This window comes from Thiogranum sp., from assembly GCF_058323355.1.
The window spans coordinates 99305-124769 of sequence record NZ_JBTTIO010000020.1 but is presented as its reverse complement, the minus strand read 5'-3'; the positions used below and the strand labels follow the sequence as shown (position 1 = coordinate 124769).

The 25465-nt window shown below is 58.9% G+C and carries 25 protein-coding genes; 21 read left to right on the top strand and 4 right to left on the bottom strand.

The features are described 5' to 3' along the window. From ACW81B_RS03935 to lysS, 7 genes are all read left to right on the top strand, one after another. On the top strand, window positions 1-708 hold a 708-nt coding region (locus tag ACW81B_RS03935; RefSeq protein WP_491578904.1), incomplete at its 5' end, for a homoserine dehydrogenase. A gap of 129 nt (window positions 709-837) precedes the next feature. Next, the gene (gene thrC, locus ACW81B_RS03930; protein ID WP_491578903.1) at window positions 838-1917 is read left to right on the top strand and encodes a threonine synthase; all 1080 of its coding nucleotides are present in this window, start codon (window positions 838-840) and stop codon (window positions 1915-1917) included. Between the two features lie 113 nt (window positions 1918-2030). After that, the gene (locus tag ACW81B_RS03925) at window positions 2031-2930 is read left to right on the top strand and encodes a hypothetical protein (protein ID WP_491578902.1); all 900 of its coding nucleotides are present in this window, start codon (window positions 2031-2033) and stop codon (window positions 2928-2930) included. Between the two features lie 76 nt (window positions 2931-3006). After that, window positions 3007-4722, top strand: a complete 1716-nt coding sequence (recJ, locus tag ACW81B_RS03920; RefSeq protein WP_491578912.1) for a single-stranded-DNA-specific exonuclease RecJ — start codon at window positions 3007-3009, stop codon at window positions 4720-4722. Window positions 4723-4753: 31 nt separating this feature from the next. Then, window positions 4754-4981 (top strand): DUF2835 domain-containing protein, encoded by a 228-nt coding sequence (locus ACW81B_RS03915; RefSeq protein WP_491578901.1) that lies wholly within the window; start codon window positions 4754-4756, stop codon window positions 4979-4981. Window positions 4982-5037: 56 nt separating this feature from the next. Beyond that, a protein-coding gene (gene prfB, locus ACW81B_RS03910) for a peptide chain release factor 2 (RefSeq protein WP_491578900.1) occupies window positions 5038-6133 on the top strand; the annotation gives its coding sequence in 2 pieces (ribosomal slippage) (window positions 5038-5109 and window positions 5111-6133; 1095 coding nt in all). Window positions 6134-6156: 23 nt separating this feature from the next. Next, the gene (lysS, locus tag ACW81B_RS03905) at window positions 6157-7641 is read left to right on the top strand and encodes a lysine--tRNA ligase (RefSeq protein ID WP_491578899.1); all 1485 of its coding nucleotides are present in this window, start codon (window positions 6157-6159) and stop codon (window positions 7639-7641) included. An 8-nt stretch (window positions 7642-7649) separates the two neighbouring features. Here lysS and ACW81B_RS03900 read toward each other — a convergent pair whose 3' ends face one another. From ACW81B_RS03900 to ygfZ, 3 genes are all read right to left on the bottom strand, one after another. Continuing rightward, window positions 7650-9620, bottom strand: a complete 1971-nt coding sequence (locus ACW81B_RS03900; protein ID WP_491578898.1) for a putative bifunctional diguanylate cyclase/phosphodiesterase — start codon at window positions 9618-9620, stop codon at window positions 7650-7652. A gap of 218 nt (window positions 9621-9838) precedes the next feature. Then, on the bottom strand, window positions 9839-10675 hold the full coding sequence (locus ACW81B_RS03895; RefSeq protein WP_491578897.1) for an HDOD domain-containing protein: 837 nt from the start codon (window positions 10673-10675) through the stop codon (window positions 9839-9841). Between the two features lie 79 nt (window positions 10676-10754). Next, window positions 10755-11807 carry a CAF17-like 4Fe-4S cluster assembly/insertion protein YgfZ gene (gene ygfZ / locus ACW81B_RS03890; protein ID WP_491578896.1) on the bottom strand — a complete coding sequence of 351 codons (1053 nt, stop codon included), beginning with the start codon at window positions 11805-11807 and terminating at the stop codon, window positions 10755-10757. A 128-nt stretch (window positions 11808-11935) separates the two neighbouring features. On the opposite strand from ygfZ, the gene sdhC reads away from it, so the two are divergent. From sdhC to ACW81B_RS03860, 6 genes are read left to right on the top strand one after another with little or no spacing between them, the layout of a single operon-like run. After that, the gene (gene sdhC / locus ACW81B_RS03885) at window positions 11936-12316 is read left to right on the top strand and encodes a succinate dehydrogenase, cytochrome b556 subunit (protein WP_491578895.1); all 381 of its coding nucleotides are present in this window, start codon (window positions 11936-11938) and stop codon (window positions 12314-12316) included. Next, window positions 12313-12663: a succinate dehydrogenase, hydrophobic membrane anchor protein gene (gene sdhD / locus ACW81B_RS03880; protein WP_491578894.1), complete on the top strand. Its 351-nt coding sequence runs from the start codon at window positions 12313-12315 to the stop codon at window positions 12661-12663. The genes sdhC and sdhD overlap by 4 nt, the downstream gene beginning before the upstream one ends. A 3-nt stretch (window positions 12664-12666) precedes the next feature. Then, window positions 12667-14433: a succinate dehydrogenase flavoprotein subunit gene (sdhA, locus tag ACW81B_RS03875; protein WP_491578911.1), complete on the top strand. Its 1767-nt coding sequence runs from the start codon at window positions 12667-12669 to the stop codon at window positions 14431-14433. A gap of 1 nt (window position 14434) precedes the next feature. After that, window positions 14435-15136, top strand: coding sequence for a succinate dehydrogenase iron-sulfur subunit (locus ACW81B_RS03870; protein WP_491578893.1), 702 nt, complete (start codon window positions 14435-14437; stop codon window positions 15134-15136). A 38-nt stretch (window positions 15137-15174) separates the two neighbouring features. Then, entirely contained in the window at window positions 15175-15375 is a 201-nt protein-coding gene (locus ACW81B_RS03865) for a succinate dehydrogenase assembly factor 2 (RefSeq protein WP_491578910.1), read from the top strand. Beyond that, window positions 15341-15784: a protein YgfX gene (locus ACW81B_RS03860; protein ID WP_491578892.1), complete on the top strand. Its 444-nt coding sequence runs from the start codon at window positions 15341-15343 to the stop codon at window positions 15782-15784. Before ACW81B_RS03865 ends, ACW81B_RS03860 begins: the two co-directional genes overlap by 35 nt. Here ACW81B_RS03860 and ACW81B_RS03855 read toward each other — a convergent pair. Next, window positions 15781-17298 carry a coproporphyrinogen-III oxidase family protein gene (locus ACW81B_RS03855; protein ID WP_491578891.1) on the bottom strand — a complete coding sequence of 506 codons (1518 nt, stop codon included), beginning with the start codon at window positions 17296-17298 and terminating at the stop codon, window positions 15781-15783. The genes ACW81B_RS03860 and ACW81B_RS03855 overlap by 4 nt on opposite strands. Window positions 17299-17614: 316 nt before the next feature. Here ACW81B_RS03855 and ACW81B_RS03850 point away from each other — a divergent pair, with 316 nt between their 5' ends. From ACW81B_RS03850 to ACW81B_RS03815, 8 genes are all read left to right on the top strand, one after another. Beyond that, entirely contained in the window at window positions 17615-19156 is a 1542-nt protein-coding gene (locus tag ACW81B_RS03850) for an ABC transporter substrate-binding protein (protein WP_491578890.1), read from the top strand. Window positions 19157-19180: 24 nt separating this feature from the next. Next, complete coding sequence (locus ACW81B_RS03845) at window positions 19181-19708, top strand: L,D-transpeptidase family protein (RefSeq protein ID WP_491578889.1); 528 nt, start codon at window positions 19181-19183, stop codon at window positions 19706-19708. A gap of 78 nt (window positions 19709-19786) precedes the next feature. Next, complete coding sequence (locus ACW81B_RS03840; protein ID WP_491578888.1) at window positions 19787-20992, top strand: MinD/ParA family protein; 1206 nt, start codon at window positions 19787-19789, stop codon at window positions 20990-20992. Next, entirely contained in the window at window positions 20992-21921 is a 930-nt protein-coding gene (nikB, locus tag ACW81B_RS03835) for a nickel ABC transporter permease (protein ID WP_491578887.1), read from the top strand. The genes ACW81B_RS03840 and nikB overlap by 1 nt, the downstream gene beginning before the upstream one ends. Then, window positions 21918-22733 carry an ABC transporter permease gene (locus ACW81B_RS03830; RefSeq protein WP_491578886.1) on the top strand — a complete coding sequence of 272 codons (816 nt, stop codon included), beginning with the start codon at window positions 21918-21920 and terminating at the stop codon, window positions 22731-22733. Before nikB ends, ACW81B_RS03830 begins: the two co-directional genes overlap by 4 nt. Further along, window positions 22730-23779, top strand: coding sequence for a beta-N-acetylhexosaminidase (gene nagZ, locus ACW81B_RS03825; protein WP_491578885.1), 1050 nt, complete (start codon window positions 22730-22732; stop codon window positions 23777-23779). The genes ACW81B_RS03830 and nagZ overlap by 4 nt, the downstream gene beginning before the upstream one ends. 10 nt (window positions 23780-23789) lie before the next feature. Further along, window positions 23790-24905 (top strand): mechanosensitive ion channel family protein, encoded by a 1116-nt coding sequence (locus ACW81B_RS03820; RefSeq protein ID WP_491578884.1) that lies wholly within the window; start codon window positions 23790-23792, stop codon window positions 24903-24905. Next, window positions 24902-25456, top strand: a complete 555-nt coding sequence (locus ACW81B_RS03815) for a hypoxanthine-guanine phosphoribosyltransferase (protein ID WP_491578883.1) — start codon at window positions 24902-24904, stop codon at window positions 25454-25456. Before ACW81B_RS03820 ends, ACW81B_RS03815 begins: the two co-directional genes overlap by 4 nt. The last annotated feature ends 9 nt before the right edge of the window (window positions 25457-25465 follow it).

Sequence of the window (25465 nt, the reverse complement as noted above, 5' to 3'; positions counted from 1 at the left end):
CACAAGCTGTGCATCCTGGGTTCGCTGGCGTTTGGTATCCCGTTGCAGTTCGACAAGGTCTATACCGAGGGTATCAGCAAGATTACGCGTGAGGATGTGACGTTTGCCGAGCAGCTGGGCTACCGCATCAAGCACCTTGGTGTCACCCGTCGCACCGCGGCGGGTGTCGAGTTGCGCGTACACCCCACGCTGATCCCCGAGAGGCGTTTGATCGCCAACGTGGACGGGGTGATGAACGCGGTGCTGGTTCATGCCGATGCAGTTGGCCCGACGCTTTATTACGGTGCCGGCGCCGGTGCGGAACCGACGGCTTCCGCCGTGGTCGCCGACCTGGTGGATGTCACCCGCACGCTGACGGCTGATCCGGAAAATCGTGTACCGCACCTGGCCTTTCAGCCGGATGCACTGTCCGACCTGCCAATTTTGCCCATGGATGATGTTGAAACCGCGTATTACCTGCGCCTGTGCGCCGCAGATCGTCCCGGTGTCATGGCGGATGTGGCGCGCATACTCGGTGATGGCGGTATCAGTATCGAGGCGGTCATCCAGAAGGAACCGCCGGAAGGCGAAGAGAAGGTCGCCATCATATTGCTCACCCGCCGTGTGCGTGAGAAGCAGATGAATGCGGCCATTGCGCAGATTGAAGCGCTGGATACGATTGAAGGTGCGGTGACACGGATTCGTGTCGAGCATCTGGGTAGTGAGTAAGCGCCCGGGATATTTCATGTCATGACGAGCAAGGCGAAACAATCTCCCGCAGTCTGGCACTCGCCCGGGCAGATTGCTGCGCTTTGCCCGCAATGACGAATACTGAATTCTTTTTAACAGGTAACCAACATGCCATTCCGTCAACGCTATACCGGTCTGATCGACAAATACCGCGACCGCCTTCCCGTCCACGACGACACCCGCCTTATCAGTCTCGGCGAGGGCAACACACCACTGATTCGCCTCAGCAATATCCCGCGCGAGCTGGGCAAGGATGTGGACATCTATGTCAAGTACGAGGGCCTGAACCCGACCGGTTCGTTCAAGGACCGTGGTATGACCATGGCGGTGACCAAGGCGGTCGAGGAAGGCAGCAAGGCGGTGATCTGTGCTTCGACGGGTAACACCTCGGCTTCTGCCGCGGCTTATGCCGCGCGTGCCGGCATCACGGCATTCGTGTTGATCCCGGAAGGCAAGATTGCGCTGGGTAAACTGGCGCAGGCGATGATTCACGGCGCCGTGGTGTTGCAGATCCGCGGTAACTTCGACGAGGGCATGCAGCTGGTCAAGGAAGTCGGTGAGAATACACCGGTAACGATTGTGAATTCCATCAACCCGTTCCGCCTGCAGGGGCAGAAGACCGCCGCCTTTGAAATTGTCGAGGAACTGGAACGTGCGCCGGACTTTCACTGCCTGCCGGTCGGTAACGCCGGTAATATCACTGCACACTGGATGGGTTACAGCGAATACTTCGAGCACGGCATCGTCAACAACCGGCCGAAGATGGTGGGTTACCAGGCCTCCGGCGCGGCACCGTTCCTGCGCGGCGAAATGGTCGATAACCCGGACACGGTGGCCACCGCCATCCGCATCGGTCATCCGCAGTCCTGGGACAAGGCATGGAAGGTGCGCGAGGAATCCGAAGGCTGGTTTGACGAATGCACCGATACCGAAATACTCGCCGCACAGAAACTGTTGACCGAAAAAGAAGGTATTTTCTGCGAGCCGGCTTCGGCCACCTCGCTGGCCGGTGCCATGCGCGATATCAGCAGCGGCAAGATCCCTGAAGGCAGTTCCATTGTCTGCACCCTGACCGGCCACGGTCTGAAAGACCCGGACACGGCCATCAGCCAGTGCACCGAAGGCGTTCTCACGGTCGACGCCGAGCTCGGTCCGGTGCGCGAAGCCATAGTGAGTAATCTCAGCTGACCCGATCCGTCAGCCTGCTGGTACCGGGCCTGGCCGCTGACTTCAGCGGTTATGCCGAGGCTATTTTCCCCGGTGCGCCGTCACTGTCGCGCTGGCTGAGCCGCAGCCAACGCATGCTGTTTCCCTGCACGGATATTGACAGTGCTGCCTGTGCGCTGTTCGATGTTGCGGCAGACCCGGCACCGGCAGCGCCACTCGGGTATCTGGCCGACTTTGCGGAAGCGCCGTCCGGCATCTGTTTCCGACTCGACCCCGTACACCTGCGTGCCGATAGCCGTGGGCTGGTGTTGTTTGCCGCGGTATCTGCCGGCCTCCTTGAAGAGGAAGGAAAAATGCTGGCGGAGGCTGTCCGTCCCTGGCTCGAAGACGAAGGCTGGGAGCTGCACGTTGCAGCTGCCGACCGCTGGTATGTTTGTCATAGTGACCCCGTTGCGGTTCCGGCAACCTGGTCGCTGTCGAATGTGCTGGGTCAACCGGTCAGCGCCTGTTTGCCGACCGGGGAGGGCGCCGAACGCTGGCTGCGTCGCATTAATGAATGCCAGATGGTGCTGCACGGGCACAAGGTCAATCAGCGGCGCGCCACCCGTGGCCAGCCGCTGATTAACGGGTTGTGGCTGTGGGGCGGGGGGGCAATGCCCGTTGCGGGCCGTGCCGGGTATTCACTGGTTCAGACTGCGCGCAGTGTGTTGTCCGGTCTGGCGAGGCTCCACCGTGTGCCGCAAGCCAGCCCGGTCAATCGGTCTGCATGTCTGCCCGGGAATCATGATCATGTTCTTGTCGATCTCGCTGTCCTCGAAGCGGCGGCCTGTTGCGGCGATATCCAGCACTGGTGCGAACAACTCGAACAGCTTGAGCGTGACTGGTTCACGCCAATGCTGGGCGCGCTGGCGAAAGGAAAGTTGCGGTACCTGGAGCTGATTCCACTCGACGGTTTCCGCTACCCGCTGACACGCCGTGACCTGCTGTCCTTCTGGCGCAGTCGCAGCCATTACCGAATGCGCCTGGGTAAATAGCGTGCCGGTCAGGACAGCCGAAAAAAACATACGGCTTCGCGTTGTGCCGAGGGATTCCGCACAGCCTTCCGCTGTCATGTTGCACCCGTTGCTGAGGCGTATTTACGCGGCGCGCCAGGCCAGTGGTGCCGAGCTTGAGCTGGGGCTGGCAGACCTGCACGCCCCGGACCAGCTGAAAGGTATGGGTGCGGCGACAGCACTGCTTGAGACAGCCCTGCGCCAGCAACAACGCATCCTGGTGGTCGGGGATTTCGATGCCGACGGCGCCACCAGCAGCGCGTTGGTGGTGGCTGCGTTGCGCGAGATGGGGGCATCCCATGTCGATTACCTGGTGCCGGACCGGTTCCGCTTCGGTTACGGGCTCACCCCCGCTATTGTCGAGGTGGCATTGGCCGACAGGCCGGATCTGCTGATCACGGTAGACAATGGTATATCGAGTATCGAAGGGGTGGCGCGTGCCCGGGAAGCGGGCATCCGTGTACTGGTAACGGATCATCACTTGCCGGGGAACGAGCTGCCGGCGGCAGACGCGATCATCAACCCGAGCCAGCCGGGTGACAGCTTTCCGTCCCGCGCGCTTGCCGGTGTTGGTGTGGCCTTCTACCTGATGATGGCATTGAGACGCCACTTGCGCGAGACAGGCTGGTTCGCCCGGCAGTCGTTGAAAGAACCCAATCTCGCGGCATACCTTGACCTGGTTGCGCTGGGTACGGTGGCAGATGTTGTGCCGCTGGATCGTAACAACCGGCTACTGGTCAGGCAGGGGTTGTCACGCATTCGCGCCGGACAGTGTCGGCCCGGTATCCGCGCATTGCTGGAAATCGCGGGCCGCAATCCGTCACGTGTCGTTGCCTCTGATTTCGGTTTTGCCGCAGGCCCGAGGCTGAATGCCGCCGGACGCCTGGACGATATGTCGCTGGGTATCGAGTGTTTGCTGAGTGATTCGCCACAACGCGCAAAACAACTGGCGCAGCAGCTCGATGCGCTTAACCGGGAACGCCGCGAAATCGAGGCGGACATGAAAGCGGATGCGGTACAGTACCTCGATGCCATGCAGCTCGACAGCGATGACCTGCCAGCCGGTTTCTGCCTGTACGATGCGAACTGGCACCAGGGTGTGATCGGGATACTGGCTTCGCGGATCAAGGAACAGTTTCACCGGCCTGTGATCGTATTTGCCGATGCCGGCGCCGGTGAAATCAAGGGTTCCGCACGCTCCATTCCCGGGCTGCACATCCGCGATGTGCTGGATGCGGTTGCAGCACGGCATGCCGGCTTGCTGAATAAATTCGGCGGGCACGCGATGGCAGCAGGCCTGTCGCTGGATGCAGACCGTCTTGACGATTTTCGCCGGGCCTTTGTTGCCGAACTGGAAACACAACTCGATGAAGCGGCGTTGACCGGTGTGCTCGAAACAGACGGCGAACTGCAGCCCGATGACTTCAATCTGGAATTGTCGGAGTTGATTCGTGATTCAGGGCCCTGGGGGCAGGGCTTCCCCGAACCCCTCTTCGATGGCATTTTTCAGGTGTTGTCGGTGCGGATTGTGGGCGAGCGTCATCTCAAACTGTCGTTGCGTCCCCGTGATGGTGGCGCGGGTATCGATGCGATCGCCTTTGGCCAGGTCGAGCGTTATGTTCCCGAAAAGGGGGCGCTTGTGCGCGCCGTTTACCGGCTGGACACGAATGAGTACCGTGGTATGTTGAATTTGCAGCTGGTGGTCGAGTGGCTGGAAGCCGGTACGAAGGAGTCGTCAGAAAGTTCAAATATAACGTTTACTAACAGTAAGTAAAAATATATACTTAATGTGTGCTATAAGATAAATGCCCGACCATCAAGTCTATACCGTCACCCTCAATATCAGCGCGCAGGCGTACCAGCGCATGTACCGTGGCGAGGCCCACAGTATCATTGCGCGGGACACGCAAGGCCGAAGCGTACAGTTCCCGGCCCTGTCGCTGCGCAAGTTCGTGACCGCCGAGGGCGTGCACGGGACCTTTCTGATTCGTGTTGATGATAATCATCGTCTCGTTGATATTCAGCGACGTTAATACCCGGTATGATTCGCGTTTTTGTCTGACAGGCCGCAGTGGCAGCAGGAGTGGTTTTGGAAGTTAATCCCGTCGTCAACCAGATCAAGGATCTTCGCGAGCGTTCAAGGACGCTGAGGGGGTATCTTTGACTACGACAACAAGCGCGAACAGCTGGTAGAAATCCAGCGCGAACTCGAGGAACCCGACGTCTGGAACGACCCGGAGCGTGCACAACAACTCGGGCGTGAACGCGCGCGCCTGGAAGAAGTGGTCGATACACTGGGCTCGCTGGAAAGCGGTCTGCAGGACGCCGAGGATCTGCTGGCCATGGCCGTTGAAGAGAATGACGAGGAAACCCTTGAGGCCGTCATCAGTGACCTGGCCGATATGGAATCCCGTGTCGCGGCACTGGAGTTCCGGCGCATGTTCTCCGGTGAAATGGATGCCAATAACGCCTTCCTCGATATCCAGGCGGGTTCCGGTGGCACCGAGGCGCAGGACTGGGCCAATATGCTGTTGCGTATGTATTTACGCTGGGCCGAGCGCCACGATTTTTCTGCGGAAATTATCGAGCTGTCGCCTGGTGAGGTGGCTGGCATCAAGAGTGCCACAGTGAAGATCAGCGGGCCCTATGCGTTCGGCTGGCTGCGGACGGAAACGGGTGTGCACCGGCTGGTGCGCAAATCGCCGTTTGATTCGGGCAACCGCCGGCATACTTCGTTTGCCGCGGTGTTCGTGTCACCGGAAGTCGACGACGATATCGATATCGAGATCAACCCGGCCGACCTGCGTGTCGACGTGTACCGCGCCAGTGGCGCCGGTGGCCAGCACGTCAACCGGACAGAATCAGCCGTGCGTATTACCCATGAACCCAGCGGTATTGTGGTGCAGTGCCAGAACGACCGTTCGCAACACAAGAACCGCGCCACCGCCATGAAGCAACTCAAGGCGAAGCTGTACGAACTGGAAATCCAGAAACGCAATGCCAGCCAGCAACAGGTCGAGGACAGCAAGTCCGATATCGGCTGGGGCAGCCAGATCCGCTCCTACGTACTCGACCAGTCGCGTATCAAGGACTTGCGCACCAACGTGGAAACCGGCAACACGCAGGCCGTGCTGGACGGCGACCTGGATGTCTTTATCGAGGCCAGTCTCAAGAGCGGCCTGTAACCTTACCCATAAAGCAGAGCATCATGACTGAAGAACAGGACGAACATAAACTCATTGCCCAGCGCCGCCAGAAGCTCAGGCAACTGCGCGAGCAGGGTATTGCTTTTCCCAATGATTTCCGCCGTGATGCACTGGCCGCCGAACTGCACGCGCAGTACGATGCTATGGATGAAGCCGAACTCGAAGCCAACCCGGTACGCGTCAAGGTAGCGGGTCGCATGATGGGCAAGCGGGTGATGGGCAAGGCCAGCTTTGCACACATACAGGATATGTCGGGGCGCATTCAATTGTTCGTGCAGCGCGACAATCTGCCCGAAGGGCGCTACCAGGCCTTCAAGGGCTGGGATATCGGCGACATCATTTCGGCCGAGGGTGTATTGTTCAGGACGCGCACCGGTGAGCTGTCCGTCAAGGTCGATGCATTACGTATCCTGACCAAGTCATTGCGCCCGTTGCCGGAAAAATTTCATGGCCTGACCGACCAGGAAATCCGCTATCGTCAGCGTTACCTCGATCTGATCATGAACGAGGACTCACGCAATACCTTTATTATCCGTTCGCGCATTGTGCAGTTTATCCGCGAGTTCCTGAACCATCGGGGTTTCCTGGAAGTTGAAACACCCATGATGCAGGTGATTCCCGGTGGTGCTACCGCACGACCTTTTACCACACACCACAACGCACTGGATATGCAGTTGTACCTGCGTATCGCACCGGAGTTGTACCTGAAGCGCCTGGTGGTCGGTGGTTTCGAGAAGGTTTACGAGATTAACCGTAATTTCCGCAACGAAGGGCTTTCAACACGGCATAACCCGGAATTCACCATGCTCGAATTCTATGAGGCCTATGCGGATTATCACGACCTGATGAATATCACCGAGGAAATGCTGCGCAACATGGCGCAACATATCCTTGCTAATACGGTGCTGGAATACCAGGGCGAGAGTTACGACTTTGGCCGACCCTTCACACGTATGACGGTCAGGGATTCCATTCTGCATTTCAACCCCGACCTTGAAGCGGCACAAATCGATGACCTGGAAGCCGCGCGCAAGGTGGCCGGGGCACTGGAGATCCCGATCAAGGACAGTTATGGCCTGGGTAAGGTGCAGATCGAGATTTTCGAGAAAACCGTGGAACACCGGTTGAAAGACCCGACTTTTATCACCGCCTACCCGACCGAGGTATCACCACTGGCACGGCGTAATGATGACGATCCGTTTGTCACAGACCGCTTTGAATTTTTTGTCGGCGGGCGTGAAATCGCCAATGGATTTTCGGAGTTGAATGACCCGGAAGACCAGGCCGAACGTTTCAGAAAGCAGGTCGAGGAAAAGGAAGCCGGTGACGATGAGGCCATGCACTATGACGAAGACTACGTCTGCGCGCTGGAACACGGTATGCCGCCAACGGCGGGCGAGGGTATCGGTATTGACCGCCTGGTGATGCTGTTTACGGATTCACCGTCGATACGCGACGTGCTGTTGTTCCCGCACATGCGTCCCTGACGGCAGGGTTAGTCTCCGTCAGTCGACGGTAGCGTGACGGGACGCGCCATCCACGGGCTGGATGTCATATACCGGAACAGGTTGTCCGGGCTGAGCGGTCTGCTGATCAGGAAGCCCTGCGCCATGTCGCATTTCAGTTCGCGCAGCCGCTGCAGTGTCGGCTCGTCTTCAACGCCTTCGGCTACCGTAATCAGGCCCAGGTTGTGCGCCAGTTCGATGGTGGAGCGGACGATCATGGCATCGTCTTCGTCCCTTATCATGTCCTTTACGAAAGATCGATCGATCTTTAGCTGGCTGACCGGCAGGCGCTTTAGATAACTCAACGATGAATAGCCTGTGCCGAAATCGTCTACAGAAAGTTTCAGTCCCATTTCATCCAGGCGTTCGAGTATGCCAAGGCTGTGTTCCGGATCGTGCATGATGGCGCTTTCGGTGATTTCCAGTATCAGCTGGTTCCGGTCAAAGTCATAGCGCCTGATGATTTCGTCGATCTGCTCGGGTAACTTGTCATCGCGCAGGTTATGCATGGACAGGTTGACGGCAACCGTGAATTCCATACCCTGTTGCCGGCACTGTGTGCAGTAGTCGACAGCCTTTTCCAGGATCTGCAGGGTAAAGGGTTTGATCAGGCCGGTTTGTTCCAGAATCGGGATAAATTCATAGGGCGGGACATCGCCTCGTTCCGGGTGGTGCCAGCGTGCCAGTGCTTCCACGCCCACGATGGCGCCACTGCGCAAATCCAGTTTTGGCTGGAAGGCGGCGCCTATGTGGCCCTGTCGGATAGCTTCCCGCAGGTCGCGCAACAGGGAAAGGTGGTCCGGGTTGTAGGTGTCATGCTCGGGCTGATAGACAGTAAATTCATTGCGTGCACGCTTGGCGACGTACATGGCAATATCTGCGCTACGCAGCAGACTGGAAGGATCCGGGCCATGTTCCGGGTAGATGGCAATCCCGATGCTGGCCGCGACCGAAAAACTGTTCTGGTCGATATCAACCGGGCGGCGCAGCGCATCCTGTAATTTGCCGGCTACGATCATGGCATCTTCCTGACCGGCGCGGGGCAGGACTACGGCAAATTCATCGCCCCCGAGCCGGCCCAGTGTATCCGGTTCGCGCAGGCTGCTCTGAAAGCGTTCGCCAACCCGCATCAGCAGCTTGTCGCCGACAAGGTGTCCGAGGGTGTCGTTGACTTCCTTGAAGTGGTCCAGGTCGAGCATCAGCAGTGCCATGGGTTCCTGGTTGCGGCGCGCCGTCAGAATGGCCTGGTGCACGCGATCGATAACCAGTGACCGGTTGGGCAGTCCGGTGAGCGGGTCATGCAGCGCCAGGTGTTCCAGTTCTTCGTTGGTTCTTTGCAGTTGCTGGTTACTCTGCTCAAGTTGCCTGCGGAAGGTTTCCGTACGTTCGGTGGCGATCTGTAATTCCTCGACGTACATGGCGTTTTCGACCGCGAACCCGACCTGTCGCGAGAACATGGCGAGCAGTTCGAGATCGTGCTCGGTAAAGTCACTGTCATCCTGCTTGTCAATGGCGGCGATGCCTCCAAGAAAGCGGCGTTTCCCGACCAGTGGCACAAGGATGATGTTACCGGCCTGTTTCTCCCAGTAGTTGCGTTCATTTTCCTCTAGGCTGTCCAGTGTTCCACGCCACCAGGGTTTGTGGTGGCGCAGCACCCAGCCACATAAGCCGACTTCAATGGGGAGTTCGGCGCCAGTAAGCTCATCGGCATTCAGGCCGGCTGCTGCCCGGTAGGTGTAATGGGTCTGATCCGGTGAAAGCAGGGGGATCATGATGGTTTTTGCGTCGAGCAGGTTTCGTGCCCGTTCGGCAATACGTGTGAATGCCGCATCCAGGCCTTCCTCGCTGGCCACGATTTCCGCAATTTCGTTCAGTAACGCAAGCTCGGCCTCCTTCTGTTGAAGCAGGTCCTCGAGTTCCCGGATTCGGTTCCGGGTATTGCCGTCCGACGCTGGACGCATAATCTCTCCACACTACAAGGCCGGTATGACCTCAGGATTATGTTCAGGATCGGCCGATTCCACGGAGGCTTAATGGTTGATTTACAGAAAAAAATTATAAATAGCGTGTATCGGGGGTGTGGCGCTTGCCGGCAGTTCCCGGTGTAAAGCCCGGAACAAGACGCGGCGCATCAGAAAGCTTGTCCTGTGCCTGAAATATATGCACTAACATCATGTAATTACACAAAAAGATCCTGGATTTCCTCGAGTTCCTCGACACGATCCGTCAGTTCGATCTCTTCCACGTCATCGTCCATCCCCAGTTGCTGGAATGCGGCCACCTGGGTCCAGTCGATATTGCCCAGCCTGTGCTCCGTGCCCATGTGACTCTGCAGATTGGCAACTTGCACGACATCCACCAGGTCAGCTCCGCCGTCGTGACTTCGTGACAGATCCTCATGTTGCCCGGCAACTGCCACAAGTGCCTCAGGGAATTTCCAGTGCCTGAGAATGGCGCCACCGACCCGGGTATGCAAACTGGATATGAGGTGGTCAAGCAGTCCCGGCGTTTCCAGTAACTCGGAACGTTCCTCGGCACGGTACAGGATCGGCAGGGTGCCGATATCGTGCAGCAGGCCGGCGAGCATGGCCTGGTCGGGAGAAATCCCGGCGCACTGGCCTGCCAGTACGCGCGCGATGGCCGCCACCTGTACGCTGTGTTCCCAAACAGCGCGCAGGTGCGTGTCGACCGCGTCATGGGTGGCCTGGAACATCTGCTTCATGACCTGGCTGGTCACCAGGTTGCGCACCAGCTTGTTGCCAAGGCGTGCGACGACCATATCGAGACGGTCGATTTCATTGCGCCCCCGGTAGAGCGGGGAGTTTGCAACATGTATCAGGCGTGCCGACAGGGCGGCATCCTGGGCAATAATCTCTGCGATCTGGTGGGCATTGGCCTGTTCGTCATCCACAACATCCCGCACCCTCAGGGCAACCTCGGGCAGGGTGGGGAGCTGCAGTTGCCCGCTTTCCAGGTCGTCGATCAGCTCTTTAACAAAAACGTTTTCCGGTTCCATGAAGGTTCCTTTCCGGTTATGCGGACCATCCTTGTGTGTAGCGACGCCAGGCGCGGATTATTGAAGTCAGGTATATACCCTACTCCTCGGCGGGGAAGGGGTAGGGGAGGGGCTCGATCTCGAGTGCCGGCCCGTCACTGGCGCCGAGGTGCAGGTTGGGGCTGTCGGATTCTGCGTTGGCGATCTGCAGCACCACGAGTACCACGAAGCCGCCATCCGGGTGTGGCGCGGCCGATACCAGTTTCCCGACGCTCTGGGCGCCTTCGGTGTCGGGCAATATTTCGTCGCCGGGTCGGGGGCTCTCCTTGCTGTCGATGCGCGCCCGGTACATGCGCCGTTTCAGCTTGCCAAGGTACTGCATGCGCGCCACGATTTCCTGGCCTGGATAGCATCCCTTGCGGAAACTGACGCCATCGACCAGCTGCAGGTTGACCATTTGCGGGACAAAGGCTTCACGGGTTTGCGGGTAAATCATCGGTATACCGGCCTCGATGTCCAGTAATTGCCAGGCATCGGCGCCAACCGGGGCATTGTGGACGTTAAGCGCATCCCATAGCACGGTGGCTTGCTCGATGCTGGTAAAGACTTCATAACCGGGACGAATACCGGGTACACGTATCACCAGGCCATCTTCGCTATGGACAACATCATGGACTTTCCCGGGTAGCGCACCGAAGGCCTTTTCCAGGTCGGCAGCGGCGGTTTCACCGGATACACCGAGGTGAACGAAGGTATCGCTGGTTTCCTCCAGGGTGACTTTCGATCGCAACACGAACATGCGCAGTTTGCTGATCAGGGAATCCAGCATTTCCGTCGGCAGACTCAGGTAATAGCTGTCTCCACGCCGGAAAACCCGGAAGGTGGCCAGCAGCCGCCCTTTTGCATTGCAGTAACCGCTGTACTGGCTGTGCTGTTCATCGACCTCGCGAAGATCATTGGTGAACTGGCCGAGCAGGAATTCCGCGGCGTCTTCGCCGTGAACTGAAACCAGTCCGTAGTGCGAGAGGTCGGCAAAGATATTGCCGGTCAGTGCAACGCTCAGCTCGCGGCGCAGGTTTCCGTAGTGGGCCACACCATAATCGTCGAATTCGGCGCCGGCTTTTTCGAGAAAGTTTTTCCAGTCAGGGATCATGGCTCTTGGGTATCCAGAAAGTGTGCGGTGAATGGTAGTCAATCTGTCCCGTGATGTCAGCCACACAAAAACTGGCGATTCATTCGGTCAGGTGGTATAAAACTCGAAAGACAGGGTTAGTCGATTTCATGGCAAAACAAAAAGCAGCGCCCAGGTTTCTCAATCTACTGGCCATCAAGCTGCCACCGGGTGGCATCGCCTCTATCGGGCACCGGATTTCCGGTGTGCTCATGTTTCTTTCCATCCCCTTCCTTGCCTGGCTGTTCGGGCTGTCACTGGGCAGCGAGGAAGGCTTCCGTCAGGCTGTGAGCTGGCTGCACACCCCTCCGCTGCGATTACTGGCGCTGCTGCTGGTCTGGTCGTTGAGCCATCATCTGCTGGCAGGCATTCGCCATCTGCTGCTGGATGCCGATATCGGCGTTGACAGGGGGCCGGCGCGGGCAACTGCCCGGGTGGTGAATTTTGGCGCACTGTTGCTGGTCGCCATCTACCTGGTCAGCCAGCTGTGAGTCGTGCCGCTCAAGGTCTTCGCGCCTGGCTGTTGCAGCGTTTCACGGCGGTCTATCTCGCGGTTTATTTTCTCACGGTGCTGGTTATATTCCTGCTCCACGGCGACTGGGATTACACCGCGTGGCGCGCCTGGATGAGTCAGCCAGTGATGAGCGTGGCAACGGTACTGTTTATTCTCGCCGTGCTGCTGCATGTCTGGGTTGGCGTTCGCGATGTACTGATTGATTATATTCACGCGGTCTGGTTGCGCCTGGTGTTCATGGCGGGGACCGCACTGCTGTTACTTGGCAGCCTGTTATGGATATTACGCGCCCTGAACCTTGCAGCACTGGCATCCACGGGATAAATGATGAGTTCCATACCCAAACGCAGTTTTGATACGCTGATCATTGGCGCCGGTGGTGGCGGGCTGCGGGCTGCGCTGCAGCTTTCCCAGGCCGATGCGCGTGTCGCGGTGGTGTCCAAGGTGTTTCCCACGCGCTCACATACCGTAGCGGCGCAGGGTGGTGTCAATGCCGCGCTGGCCAACGTGGTGCCGGACAACTGGCACTGGCACATGTTCGATACCGTCAAGGGCAGTGATTATCTCGGCGACCAGGATGCCATTGAATATATGTGTCGTGCCGCGCCGCGGGTGGTTTACGAACTGGAGCATTTCGGTGTGCCGTTCTCGCGGCTGGATACCGGGCGTATTTACCAGCGGGCCTTTGGTGGCCAGAGCCGTAATTTCGGTGGTGAACAGGCGGCGCGTACCTGCGCGGCGGCAGACCGCACCGGGCATGCCATTCTGCATTCGCTGTATCAGCAGAATATTCGTGCCAAAACCCATTTCTTCGACGAATATTTTGCCATTGACCTCATCAAGGACCAGGACGGTTATTTTCTTGGTGCGCTGGCCATTGAGATCGCGACCGGTGAGCCGATCCTGATCGAGGCCAAGACCACGTTGCTGGCGACCGGCGGTGCCGGGCAGTTGTTTCGTACCAATACCAATGCGCTGGTCAATACCGGTGACGGTATGGCCATGGCGCTGCGCGCCGGCATCCCGCTGCAGGACATGGAGTTTTTCCAGTTCCACCCGACCGGCATCGCCGGCAAGGGTATGTTGATTACCGAAGGCGTGCGTGGCGAAGGCGGTTACCTGCTGAATGCCGATGGCGAGCGTTTCATGGAACGTTATGCGCCCAATGCCAGGGATCTTGCCAGTCGCGACGTGGTCAGTCGCGCCATCGCCACCGAAGTGCGTGAAGGGCGTGGTGTGGGACCGAACAAGGACCATGTACTGCTCAAACTGGATCATCTCGGTGCAGATATTGTTAAAAAACGCCTGCCGGGCATCCGCGATACGGTCATGACCTTCCTGCACATCGACCCGGCGGAAACCCCGATCCCCGTATTTCCAACGGCGCACTACACCATGGGCGGCATCCCGACCGACCGCTACGGCCAGGTGGTGGTGCCGGTGCAGCAGGGCGCCGAAGAGCCGGTGCCGGGGCTTTACTCGGTCGGCGAATGCGCCTGTGTGTCGGTACACGGCGCCAACCGTCTGGGTGGCAACTCGCTACTGGATATCCTGGTGTTCGGACGCGCTGCCGCCAACCACATCATCGGGCACCTGTCAGAACAACGCTATCACCGGCCGATTCCGGAAGGTGCCGGTGATGCCGCCATGGAACGTCTGACGCGCTGGAACCGGCAGGGCAGGGGAGAATCGGTGCCCGCCTTGCGCCGGGAGCTGGCTAAAATCATGGAAGACCACTGCAGTGTGTTCCGTAACGAAGAAGTTCTGCAACAGGGTCGGGACAAGGTGCTGGAGATTCGTGAACGCCTCCGTGACGCCTGTATCGATGATCATAGCCAGGTGTTCAATACCGCACGTATCGAGGCCATGGAACTGGAGAACCTGGTGGAGATCGGTGTGGCGACGGTGGTCTCGGCGCTGGCGCGTACCGAAAGCCGCGGCGCCCATTCACGCATCGACTACCCTGAACGTGACGATGCGCGCTGGATGCGCCACAGTCTGTTTTCACTCGACGGCGACAAAATGGACTACAAACCGGTACGTATGAAGCCGTTAACCGTAGACAGCTTCCCGCCAAAGAAACGGACCTACTGATATGAAATTTTCCATATACCGTTACGATCCCGACCAGGACGCCAGGCCCTATATGCAGGACTACGAACTGGCGGAGGACAGGATCGAGCCTGGTATGATGCTGCTGGATGCCCTGTTGTTGCTGAAAGAACAGGATCAGAGTCTGAGCTTTCGGCGTTCCTGCCAGGAAGGTGTGTGTGGTTCCGATGGTATGAATATTAATGGCCGTAACGGGCTGGCCTGTATTACGACGCTGGCAACACTCAAACAGCCGGTGGAAGTTCGTCCACTGCCGGGGCTGCCGGTGGTACGTGACCTGATTGTGGATCTGTCACAGTTTTACAAGCAGTACCGCACCGTAAAGCCTTACCTCACGAATGACGACCCTACGCCGGAAGTAGAGCGGCTGCAAAGCCCGGAGGAGCGCGAGAGGCTCGACGGTTTATACGAGTGCATCCTGTGCGCCTGTTGTTCCACATCCTGTCCCTCGTTCTGGTGGAACCCGGACAAGTTCCTTGGCCCGGCGGCCCTGTTGCAGTCGTGGCGTTTCCTGGCGGATTCGCGCGACCAGGCTACCGAGGAACGCCTGAATGACCTGGAAGGTCCGTTCCGCCTGTTCCGCTGTCACACCATCATGAACTGTGTCGAGGTGTGTCCCAAGAACCTGAACCCGACGCGTGCCATTGGCCACATCAAGGCGCTGATGGTCAAGCGCTCGCTGTGAGTGAGCTGGCGCGACTGCGCTGGAAGTGCCGGCGCGGCATGCTGGAACTCGACCTGCTGTTGCGGGATTTTCTCGATCACGGCTACGCGCAACTGGACGCCGATGCCACGCAACGTTTTGATGCATTGCTCGATTACCCCGATGCCGTCCTGCTGGAATGGATGATGGGGCGTATACAACCCACCGACAAGGATGTCGCCCGACTTGTGCAACAGATTCGATCGTCCGCTTCGCCTTGATCTTGGCGATTCGCCACGGCTGCTGAAAGTGTTGACCGCGCTGCACCTGGCAGCTGTTACAGCCTGGCTGATGCTCCCGCTGTCGCTGCTTTTTCAGGCGCTGGTTATTGCTGTTCTGCTGGGCCAGTTCCGGCGCCTGCAACGTCTTCATGTGCGGCCCCGGGCACGTCATGCCGTACAGGCCCTGTACTGGGAGAAAGACAGCGGCTGGAAAGTGCGTACCGCGAGTGGCTGGTGCAGGGCTGCACTGTGTCAGCCCTGCTATGTGACGGTACACCTTGCTGCCGTACGCTTTCGCGTTGGACGGTTTCGCCGGGTGACGGCAATTGTGCTGGCAGACCGGGCTGAAGCCGATGATTTTCGCCGGCTTCGGGTACGCCTGCTACAGTGTACACGTGGCCGCTATTAACCGGATGCTGACGGTGTGGACATCGGCTGTACTTGCATGGCGGCACTCTGGGTGCAGCCTGCCCGAACCATCACCCGGGGCACCGGGTACTCGTCCAGGTATTCCTCCGGCAGGGAAAGCAGTTGCTGTTTGAATGCATCCGGGGCAAACAGCATGGGAATAATGTTGTTGTAGTAAGCCGCCTTGCCGGTCATGGCGAGCGCATCGCCATCGCGCCGTAGATAACCCAGTTTCAGCAGCGCCGCGATCAGGTCACCGAACACATAGTCCAGGTCGACACCATACTTTTGCCGGACGATGCCGAAGTTGACCTCGGTAAAACGCAGGCGGCTGGAAACCTCACGGATCAGTTCCATTTCTGCTGTCAGTGGGTCCACGGTTGCGATTGGCAGTCTGGCGTCATCGAGCAGCTGGTAGTAAGGCTTGAGTGCCCCGACATTCTGGTAGGGCATGCGCGGTGCATAGCCCTGTGCGGATACCCCAAGGGCGACCAGTGGAAGATTGTCCCAGCGCCTTGTCTGGTGCCGGTAGCTGCCACGGCCCGGTTGTACGAAGACATTTTGCAGCACCGGCGCATAGCCCAGCCTGTCGAGCAGACCGCGGGCGCGTGAGAAGGTATCGATCTTGTACTCGTACTGTTCATCGCGCGGGGGTCCCAGCAGGGATTTCCCCTTGCGAATACGCTGGCTGTCCAGGGCGTAGATGGACAGGCTGGGAATGCCCAGTTCATGAAAGCGCTGCAGGGTGCGGGTCAGTGCGTCATCGGGTTCATTCTCGAAGCCGTACATGGTGTCGACATTGATGTTGCCGATAATATCCAGCGCCAGTTCGAGTTCGTGCTCTGCCTCGCTTACCTTGTAGTGTCGGTTCATCGTTGCCAGCAGGGCTTCGTCGAGTGTCTGTATGCCGTAGCTGAGGCGGTTTACGCCGAGTTGTTTCAGGGTTTCCAGTTTCGATGGGGACAAGGTGCCGGGCGCGGCTTCAATGCTGATTTCGGCATCTTCCAGCAGGTGGAAGCGTTCGCGCAGCGCCTGGATCAGGGTGACCAGCTGTGATTCGTCAAGGTAAGTCGGTGTACCCCCGCCAATATAGATGGATTCACACCATTCTCCCTGTAACACGGGCGCATAGAGATCCATTTCCCGGATCAGGTACGCGAGGTACTGTGTGGACTGTTCGATACCGCGTCCCGGCAGAACGGTGTAGTAGCAGAAACTGCACAGGGTTTTGCAAAACGGCACATGCAGGTACAGGCTGTAGCGACCGGGTTCGACGGAAGGGCTTGAAAACAGCGCTTCGGCTGATGCCGGCGGCGTGTGGGTGCTCAGCAACGGCGGCGGGAAGGTCCAGTCGAAACAGGGGAAAAAGTCATTCTGTATCTGGAGTACGGATTGCAGGTGTTCGGGCAGACTGCCTGCATCCAGCGCACGGAGACGGTTGTTCGATGATTCACCCAGTGAAGGGGGTTTTAACAGGCGCGAACGTTTATTGAAACTGCCGCTGTACTGCTTCATGCATCCTCCTGTCCGGAGCAGAATGTCCGGATTGATCAAGAATGGCCAGTCGGGTGGAAACAGCTTGTTTGATATCCTGCATCGGTGTGTTGTCGCTGACTTCCCTGCCATTAAAATAGGTTACAGTGCGCATACTGAACCATCATTCACGCCAGTTCAATATCAGGGGTACAATGTCTGTGGGGCTCCCGTTGAACCGGGATTCCTTACGTCTTGAACCGGGGTCCCTTACGTCATACCGGCGCAGGCCGGTATCCAGCTTGCTGAAACCACTGGAAGGCTAAAAAATGAATCCCGCCAGGCAGCCCTGTAGCACGTGACAAGATATCTGTTGATGCTGGGTCTTGCGTTCTGGCTGGCAGGCTGCGATGTGCAACCTGACAGCGGGGCAATTCGTTTTGCACTGGCGACAGTACCTTCCGGCCTGGACCCCCGTTATGCCACGGATGCAACATCCGAACGTATCAACCGTTTGCTCTATGCGCGGCTGGTCGACTTTGATGAACAGTATCGCCCGGTGCCTTCACTGGCGCGCTGGGAGCGTCCCGGCCCCGCGCATTACCGTTTCTTTCTGCAGAATCAGGGGCGGGAATTTCATGACGGTACGCGACTGGAAGCGAAAGACGTCGCCGCCACCTATCGGTCCGTGCTGGACCCCGCCACGGCTTCGCCGCATTACGGCACACTGAAACTGATCCGGCGCATCGAGGTGGTCGATGCCGATACCGTGGATTTTTTTCTTGATCGGCCTGCGCCGCTGTTTCCCGCCTGGATGACAGTGGGGATCGTGCCGAAGGCTGTCATAGATGCCGGGCAGCCGCTGCACCACACGCCGCTCGGCAGTGGGCCATTTCGTTTTGTCGCCTGGCCGCAGGCCGGCCGGCTTGAGCTGGAGCGGGTGTCTGACGGACAACGGCTGGTATTTGAACAGGTGCGCGATCCAACCATGCGTGTCTTGAAGTTACTGCGTGGAGAGGTTGATCTGCTGCAGAACGATCTGCCGCCCGAACTGCTGGACTGGCTGGATGATCATCGGGCGATACAGGTAGCACGTCGCCCGGGCAGTAATTTTTCCTACCTGGGTTTCCAGATGCAGGATGCCGCTACCGGGAAGCTGGCGGTAAGGCGTGCTGTTGCACTGGCCATCGACCGTGACGCTATTATCCGCTATGTGTTCCGGGGCGCGGCGCGCAAGGCCTCGGCTTTGCTTCCACCGGAGCATTGGGCGGGTGCTGAACTGCCATTGATCGAGCGTGACCTGCCGCGTGCCCGTCAGCTGTTGCGCGAAGCAGGCTATGGTGAAGAAAATCCGCTGCGCCTCGTGTACAAGACCTCAAGTGATCCATTCCGCATCCGCCTGGCAACCATTCTGCAACAACAACTGGCGGAAGCCGGTATCCAGGTGGCGGTCAGCAGTTATGACTGGGGAACCTTGTTTGGTGATATCAAGGCGGGAAGGTTTCAGCTTTACAGTCTTGCCTGGGTGGGTATCAAGTCGCCGGATATCTTTCGCTATGCCTTTCACAGCGTTTCCTTGCCCCCGGCCGGGGCCAACCGCGGCCGGTTTTCCGACAAACAGGTCGATCAGTTGATTGATGCCGCCATGCAACAGGTGGATATGTCGCGGCAGGCGGATCTGTACCGGCGATTGCAACGGCGCCTGCTGGAGCAGCTGCCTTATGTGCCGCTGTGGTTTGAAAGCCAGTATTACGCGGCGCGTAATGACATTACGGGTTACCGCCTGGCGGCGGACGGTAACTTCGATGCCCTCGTGCAGGTGACAAGGCAGCCCTGGCGCAGCGCTCTCGATTCGTCATGCCGGCGAAGGCCGGCATCCAGTATACTGGGCCGGAATTAAAGGGTGCGCGGGAAACCAGCTGCTATGTCGAACAAAACACGGTTACCGGCCTCGCGGATAGAAATCAGTCTTGCAGACCAGCGCCTTGAGCTGATCCACCAGCATGAATGTGTCCGCAGCTGGCCTGTTTCGACCGCGCGGAATGGAGCCGGTGAACAATCGGGCAGTGAGCAGACGCCGCGTGGCTGGCATCGCATCCGTGCCATGATCGGTGCCGGCTGCCCGCCAGGGACGGTTTTTGTCGGCCGGCGTCCAACCGGTGAGGTGTGGTCCGCCGAACTGGCACGGTTGAACCCGGAGCGGGACTGGATACTCAGCCGTATTCTCTGGCTGTGTGGAAGCGAGCCGGGCCTGAACCGGCTCGGCGACGTTGATACCCAGCGCCGGTTTATCTATATCCATGGCTGCCCCGATACGGAGCCGGTTGGCGTACCGGCCTCGCATGGCTGTGTGCGCATGCATAATGCCGATGTTATCGCCTTGTTCGCGTCAGTCACGCCCGGCTTCCCGGTGCTCATAAAAGAGCACGACACGGGTTGCCGGAAAGACTGATCCCGCCCGGTTCGTATGGTATGATTTCGTCATAAAAACCGACGTTGGGGGGCAGGCCAGGGCGCCTGGACCGGTTGTATGACGCGATTCATTTCCATTACCAGTGGCAAGGGCGGTGTTGGTAAAACGAGCATTGCCGTCAACCTCGCCATGCAGCTGGCGCAGCGCGGCAAACGCGTGTGCCTGCTTGATGCGGACTGGGGCCTGGCCAACGTCAATGTCATGTTGCGCCTGCAACCGCTGCATACCCTCGAAGACATGATTGTTTCGGGTCTGTCGCTCGATGAGGTGCTATTGCGCGATGTTCAGGGGGTGGACATCATCCCTGGCAGTTCCGGCTCCGAACGTATGACAGCGTTGACGCCTGTGCAGATCGACCGCATGGCGGATGCCATGCAGGATTTACAGCGCTACGATTTTGTGCTGATTGACTCGTCCTCGGGCATTGCGCGTAACGTGCTGGCGCTGTCCCTGGCCAGTCCTGAAGTGCTGATCGTCATCACGCCGGAACCCACGTCCATGACTGACGCCTATGCGATGCTGAAACTGCTATACGCAGAACAGTATCAGGGGCAGATACAGGTCATTGTCAATCACTCGAGAAATCATTCGGTTGGAAGACATACTTACGACAAGTTCAGAGAAGTTGTCGACTTCTACCTGAAGCTCAAATTACCTTTGCTGGGGCTGGTCCAGGAAGACGCACGCATGCAGACGGCCGTGCTCCGGCAGCAGGCCGTGAGTATTGACAGCCCGGAATCGGCGGCGGCCCGTGACATCGGTTCGCTGGCCAGCCAGTTGCTGCTCGAATCCGGCGCCATGAAAAGTATTGATGCGGAAACCTTCTGGCAGCGTTACCGTGCAGCGGCCGGTGTCGGGCAACAGACACCGGCAGGGGAATACAAAACGGCGGGACAACCGGAAACGCGTGATGGGCCTGTTGTCGAGGAGCCGGAACGGGCAGAGCTGGAACAACAGATCGAATCACTGACGGCCCGGGTTGATGCGCTGATCAACGAAGTCACACATCTCCGGCAGGCCGCTGACACGGTGCCTGACGGTAACTCGGTGGTGCCGCTGGATCGTGGCCGGCGGCGGTTAGGTTCCTGTTGTCCCGAGCGCTGGGTTGCTGAACTCGCTTCCGGCTATGAAATTGTTACAACAGCTGAAGGCAGTTTTCCGGTCTATGAACTGGAACAGGCCGATGGCAAGACCATCCGCTTTGCCTGCCACGGTCTCGATGACGTCTACCAGAACCCGGGATCGCAGTCCTCTTCATCCTGATGCCGGCGTACCTGGCTTACCGTTTGGTGAACGCCTTATGGGTGCTGTTCGGTGTTACCACGCTGGTCTTCTTTCTCATTCACTGGGTGCCGGGCGATCCGGTTGCCGTCATGCTCGGGGAGTCGGCATCGGCCGCCGATAGCGAGGCACTGCGACATGCATTGGGTCTGAACCGGCCGCTGCCCGAGCAGTGGCTGGGTTTTCTGGGCGGCGTCCTGTCACTGGAACTGGGCCATTCGCTGTACTACCAGGAGCCGGTGTTCAGACTGCTGATGGACCGGTTTGGTGCAACACTGGAACTTTCGGCACTGGCGTTTCTGGTGGCGCTGCTGGTTGCCTTGCCGCTCGGTCTGCTGGCAGCGGCACGCAAGGGCAGTGTCTGGGACAGTAGCGCCATGGGTTTTTCCCTGTTGGGTGTTTCCATTCCCAACTTCTGGCTTGGGCCATTGCTGGTGATGGTTTTCTCGCTGGGCCTTGGCTGGTTTCCGGTGAGTGGGCGGGAGGGACCGCTTTCGGTTGTGCTGCCTGCCATTACGCTCGGTACCGGCCTGGCAGCCGTGTTGTCGCGCATGATACGCAGCAGTCTGCTGGAAGTGCTGGGCGATGACTATATCCGTACTGCGCGTGCCAAGGGACTGGCTTCGCGGCAGGTGCTGGTGCGCCACGCCTTGCGTAACGCCTGGTTGCCGGTACTGACATTACTGGGGATGCAACTGGGCGCCCTGCTCGGCGGTGCGGTGGTGACCGAGATGGTGTTCAACTGGCCAGGTGTGGGCGCCTTGCTGATCGAGTCGATCCAGCGCCGCGATTACCCGCTGGTACAGGGATGTGTCCTGTTGATCAGTGCGAGTTATGTGTTCGTCAACCTGGTAACGGATTTGCTGTATGTAAAAGCCGACCCACGTATACGGCTGGGGCAGACCGGGTGATTCGCCGTGTTGCCGTGCTGGTGCTGCTGAGCTGGGCGCTGGTTGCGCTGGGTGGACAGTGGTTGCCGTTGCACCCGGAGCAGATTGCCTTGCCGGATATTCTCGAAGCGCCGGACGCCGAACACTGGCTGGGCGCAGATGACCTGGGACGACCGGTACTCGACCGGTTGTTGGTCGGTGCTTCGGTATCGTTCCGGGTGGCATTGCTGGTTGTCAGTCTGTCGCTGGTATTCGGCGTACTGATCGGCAGTATTGCCGCCTGGTACGGTGGCATGGTCGAGCGCCTGCTGGTGCTGGTCATCGATGTGTTCATGGCATTCCCGGGAATCCTGCTGGCCATTGCACTGGCCGGCCTGCTCGGACCGGGTATCGATAACCTGGTGTTTGCACTGACACTGGTCGGCTGGGTAGGCTACGCACGGCTGGCGCGTGCGCAGGTCCTGTCGCTCAGGCAACGCGAACATGTGCTGGCCGCACAGGCGCTGGGCACGCGCACTTCAGGTATCATACGGCGCCACCTGTTACCGCTGATCAGTGCGCCACTGGTGGTGGAGGCGACGTTTGGCGTGGCGGCGGTGGTGATTGCCGAATCCGGCCTGTCGTTTCTGGGGCTCGGGGTACAGCCACCGGATGCCTCCTGGGGCAGTATGATTCGTGATGGCGTACGTTACATGCTGGTGGCGCCGCACCTGGTGCTGGCGCCGGGCCTGGCGCTACTGCTGGTGGTATTGAGTGTCAATCTGCTCGGTGATCAATTACGCGACTGGCTGGATGTGCGCTCCGGTCTGCGCAAACAGGGGACAGGACAGTGAGCATGGGACCGGTCATGCTGGACGTGCAGGGGCTGGAACTGCAGGCGGAGGAACGTGAAATCCTCCAGCACCCGGCTGTGGGTGGCGTGATCCTGTTCAGTCGCAATTATGAATCACCGGAGCAGGTGGTAAAACTGGCGGCTGATATTCACGCCGTGCGCCAGCCTCCCTTGCTGGTTGCCGTGGACCAGGAAGGCGGGCGTGTGCAGCGTTTCCGTGACGGGTTTTTCCGCTTGCCCCCGGTTGGCGTGTTTGCCGGTTTGTATGATGAAAACCCTGCTGCGGCACTGGCGCTGGCGGAGCAAGCGGGATGGCTGATGGCCAGTGAGGTATTGTCTGTCGGTGTCGACCTGAGTTTTGCGCCGGTACTGGACCTGGATCTTGGTGTCTCCGCTGTGATCGGTGATCGCGCCTTTCATCGCGACCCGGATGCGGTCAGTGAACTGGCACAGGCCTATCAGCGGGGCATGCGTGAAGCGGGCATGGCCAGTGTGGGCAAACATTTTCCCGGACACGGCGGCGTAGCGGTCGACTCGCACCTTGGTCTGCCGGAAGATCAACGCACGCTGGCGGATCTGGAGTTACAGGACCTGGTGCCGTTCGCACGACTGGCGCGGAATGGCATGAACAGCGTCATGGTGGCGCATGTGCTGTATCCACAGGTCGACAGTCAGCCGGCAGGCTTTTCGCGGCGCTGGCTGACCGGCATACTGCGCGACGCCATGCGCTTTCAGGGCGTGATTTTCAGCGATGACCTGAGCATGGGCGGCGCCGGGTGGGCAGGTGATTACCCGCAACGTGCGCAACTCGCGCTGGAGGCAGGTTGCGACATGGTGCTGGTGTGCAACCAGCCGCGGCATGCGCTTGAGGTGGTCGAATCGTTAACGGATTATAACAATCCTGCCGCACAGCTGCGGCTGGCGCGCATGCACGGCAGACAGTTCCTGTCGCGCGATGTGTTGCGTCAAAGTGAACGCTGGCAATCCGTTACCGCACGGCTGTCCCGATGTGAAACAGAAGGCTGGCTGGACATGGATCTGGAGTAGACAGGTAATAATGGAAAAACAGATTATCGCAACCCTTTCCGAGTGGACCGGCGCCAACACCTGGGTCGTGCAGGTTTTTGCCGTGGTGTTTATTGCCATGCTGGCGGACCTTGTCAAACGGCGTCTGATGAAGCGCCTCCATCAACGCTTCACGACCACGCGTAACCCCTGGGACGATGATGTATTGCAGGCAGCGGCACGGCCGCTGACGCTGTTGATCTGGGTGGTCGGCATTACCTTCGCCGCTGACATTGTGCGCACTGAATCCGGGTCGGCCATCTTCAACGCCGTCGGGCCGATACGCCAGGTCGGTGTCATTGTGGCGGTGGCCTGGTTCCTGGTGCGACTCACCGCCCGCTTGCAGGAAACTGTCATCGAGCGTGGACTTGTCAGCGGTGAACCCTATGACCGTACCACGGCCGATGCGATTGCAAAGCTGGTGCGCCTGTCCGTTATCATCACCGCGTCGCTGGTTATCCTGCAAACACTGGGGTTCAGCGTATCCGGCGTGCTGGCGTTTGGTGGCATCGGTGGTATCGCCGTCGGTTTTGCCGCCAAGGATCTGCTGGCCAACTTTTTTGGCGGGCTGATGATCTACCTCGACCGTCCGTTCCTGATCGGAGACTGGATTCGCTCGCCGGATCGCGAAATCGAGGGCACGGTGGAACACATTGGCTGGCGGTTGACAACCATCCGCTCATTCGCCAAACGGCCTATCTATGTACCGAACTCCATGTTTGCCAGCATCGCCGTCGAGAATCCCTCGCGCATGACCCACCGGCGCATCTATGAAACCATCGGGCTGCGCTATGACGATGCCGAAAAGGTCGCCGGGATTCTCAAGGCAATTGAAACCATGCTTCGCCAGCACCCCGAGATCGATGACAGCCAGACCCTGATGGTGAATTTCGAGGCCTTTGCACCGTCGTCACTGGATTTCTTTGTCTACACCTTTACGCATACCACCAACTGGGTGAAGTACCAGGCGGTCAAGCAGGATGTATTGCTGAAGATTGAACAGATTATCCGTGAACACGGTGCCCAGATTGCCTTCCCCACTTCCACGGTGCATGTGCCGGACGGATTGAAACTGGAGTCGCCATTGCCACCGGGGGCCATGAAATGACGCTTGCCGAAATCGAGGCGGTGCGTCGTCATGCAGACCTGATGTTTGACCGTGAAGCCGTCGATGCGGCATACGCGCGCATGGCGATGGAGATCACAGGCGTACTGCGGGAGACCAACCCGGTCCTGCTGTGTGTGATGAGTGGTGGCCTGGTCCCGGCCGCAGAATTGTTTACCCGGCTGGACTTCCCCGTACAGCTGGATTACCTGCATGCCACCCGTTATCGAGGCACAACGCAGGGGGGACGCACCTTGAACTGGCTGGCCCGTCCGCAGCACGACCTGAAGGGGCGTAGCGTGCTGGTCGTTGATGACATTCTCGATGAAGGCGTGACGCTGGCGGCTATCCTGGCGTATTGCCGCGAGCAGGGTGTGGAGGCGGTTTACAGTGCTGTACTGGTAGAGAAACGGCACAGTCGCAAGGCAGCCGGGCTGAAGGCGGATTTTGTCGGCCTGGAAGTTGAGGATCGGTATGTGTTCGGTTGTGGCATGGATTACCACGGCTACTGGCGCAACCTGCCTGCGATCTATGCGGTAGCCGGGACGGCATAAGGGAGGGGA

Coding starts and splice junctions, on each gene's coding strand:
- thrC (WP_491578903.1), top strand. CDS start 838: ATGCCATTCCGTCAACGCTATACCGGTCTGATCGACAAATACCGCGAC.
- ACW81B_RS03925 (WP_491578902.1), top strand. CDS start 2,031: ATGCTGTTTCCCTGCACGGATATTGACAGTGCTGCCTGTGCGCTGTTC.
- recJ (WP_491578912.1), top strand. CDS start 3,007: ATGTTGCACCCGTTGCTGAGGCGTATTTACGCGGCGCGCCAGGCCAGT.
- ACW81B_RS03915 (WP_491578901.1), top strand. CDS start 4,754: ATGCCCGACCATCAAGTCTATACCGTCACCCTCAATATCAGCGCGCAG.
- lysS (WP_491578899.1), top strand. CDS start 6,157: ATGACTGAAGAACAGGACGAACATAAACTCATTGCCCAGCGCCGCCAG.
- ACW81B_RS03900 (WP_491578898.1), bottom strand. CDS start 9,620: ATGCGTCCAGCGTCGGACGGCAATACCCGGAACCGAATCCGGGAACTC.
- ACW81B_RS03895 (WP_491578897.1), bottom strand. CDS start 10,675: ATGGAACCGGAAAACGTTTTTGTTAAAGAGCTGATCGACGACCTGGAA.
- ygfZ (WP_491578896.1), bottom strand. CDS start 11,807: ATGATCCCTGACTGGAAAAACTTTCTCGAAAAAGCCGGCGCCGAATTC.
- sdhC (WP_491578895.1), top strand. CDS start 11,936: ATGGCAAAACAAAAAGCAGCGCCCAGGTTTCTCAATCTACTGGCCATC.
- sdhA (WP_491578911.1), top strand. CDS start 12,667: ATGAGTTCCATACCCAAACGCAGTTTTGATACGCTGATCATTGGCGCC.
- ACW81B_RS03870 (WP_491578893.1), top strand. CDS start 14,435: ATGAAATTTTCCATATACCGTTACGATCCCGACCAGGACGCCAGGCCC.
- ACW81B_RS03865 (WP_491578910.1), top strand. CDS start 15,175: ATGCTGGAACTCGACCTGCTGTTGCGGGATTTTCTCGATCACGGCTAC.
- ACW81B_RS03855 (WP_491578891.1), bottom strand. CDS start 17,298: ATGAAGCAGTACAGCGGCAGTTTCAATAAACGTTCGCGCCTGTTAAAA.
- ACW81B_RS03845 (WP_491578889.1), top strand. CDS start 19,181: ATGTCGAACAAAACACGGTTACCGGCCTCGCGGATAGAAATCAGTCTT.
- ACW81B_RS03840 (WP_491578888.1), top strand. CDS start 19,787: ATGACGCGATTCATTTCCATTACCAGTGGCAAGGGCGGTGTTGGTAAA.
- nikB (WP_491578887.1), top strand. CDS start 20,992: ATGCCGGCGTACCTGGCTTACCGTTTGGTGAACGCCTTATGGGTGCTG.
- ACW81B_RS03820 (WP_491578884.1), top strand. CDS start 23,790: ATGGAAAAACAGATTATCGCAACCCTTTCCGAGTGGACCGGCGCCAAC.
- ACW81B_RS03815 (WP_491578883.1), top strand. CDS start 24,902: ATGACGCTTGCCGAAATCGAGGCGGTGCGTCGTCATGCAGACCTGATG.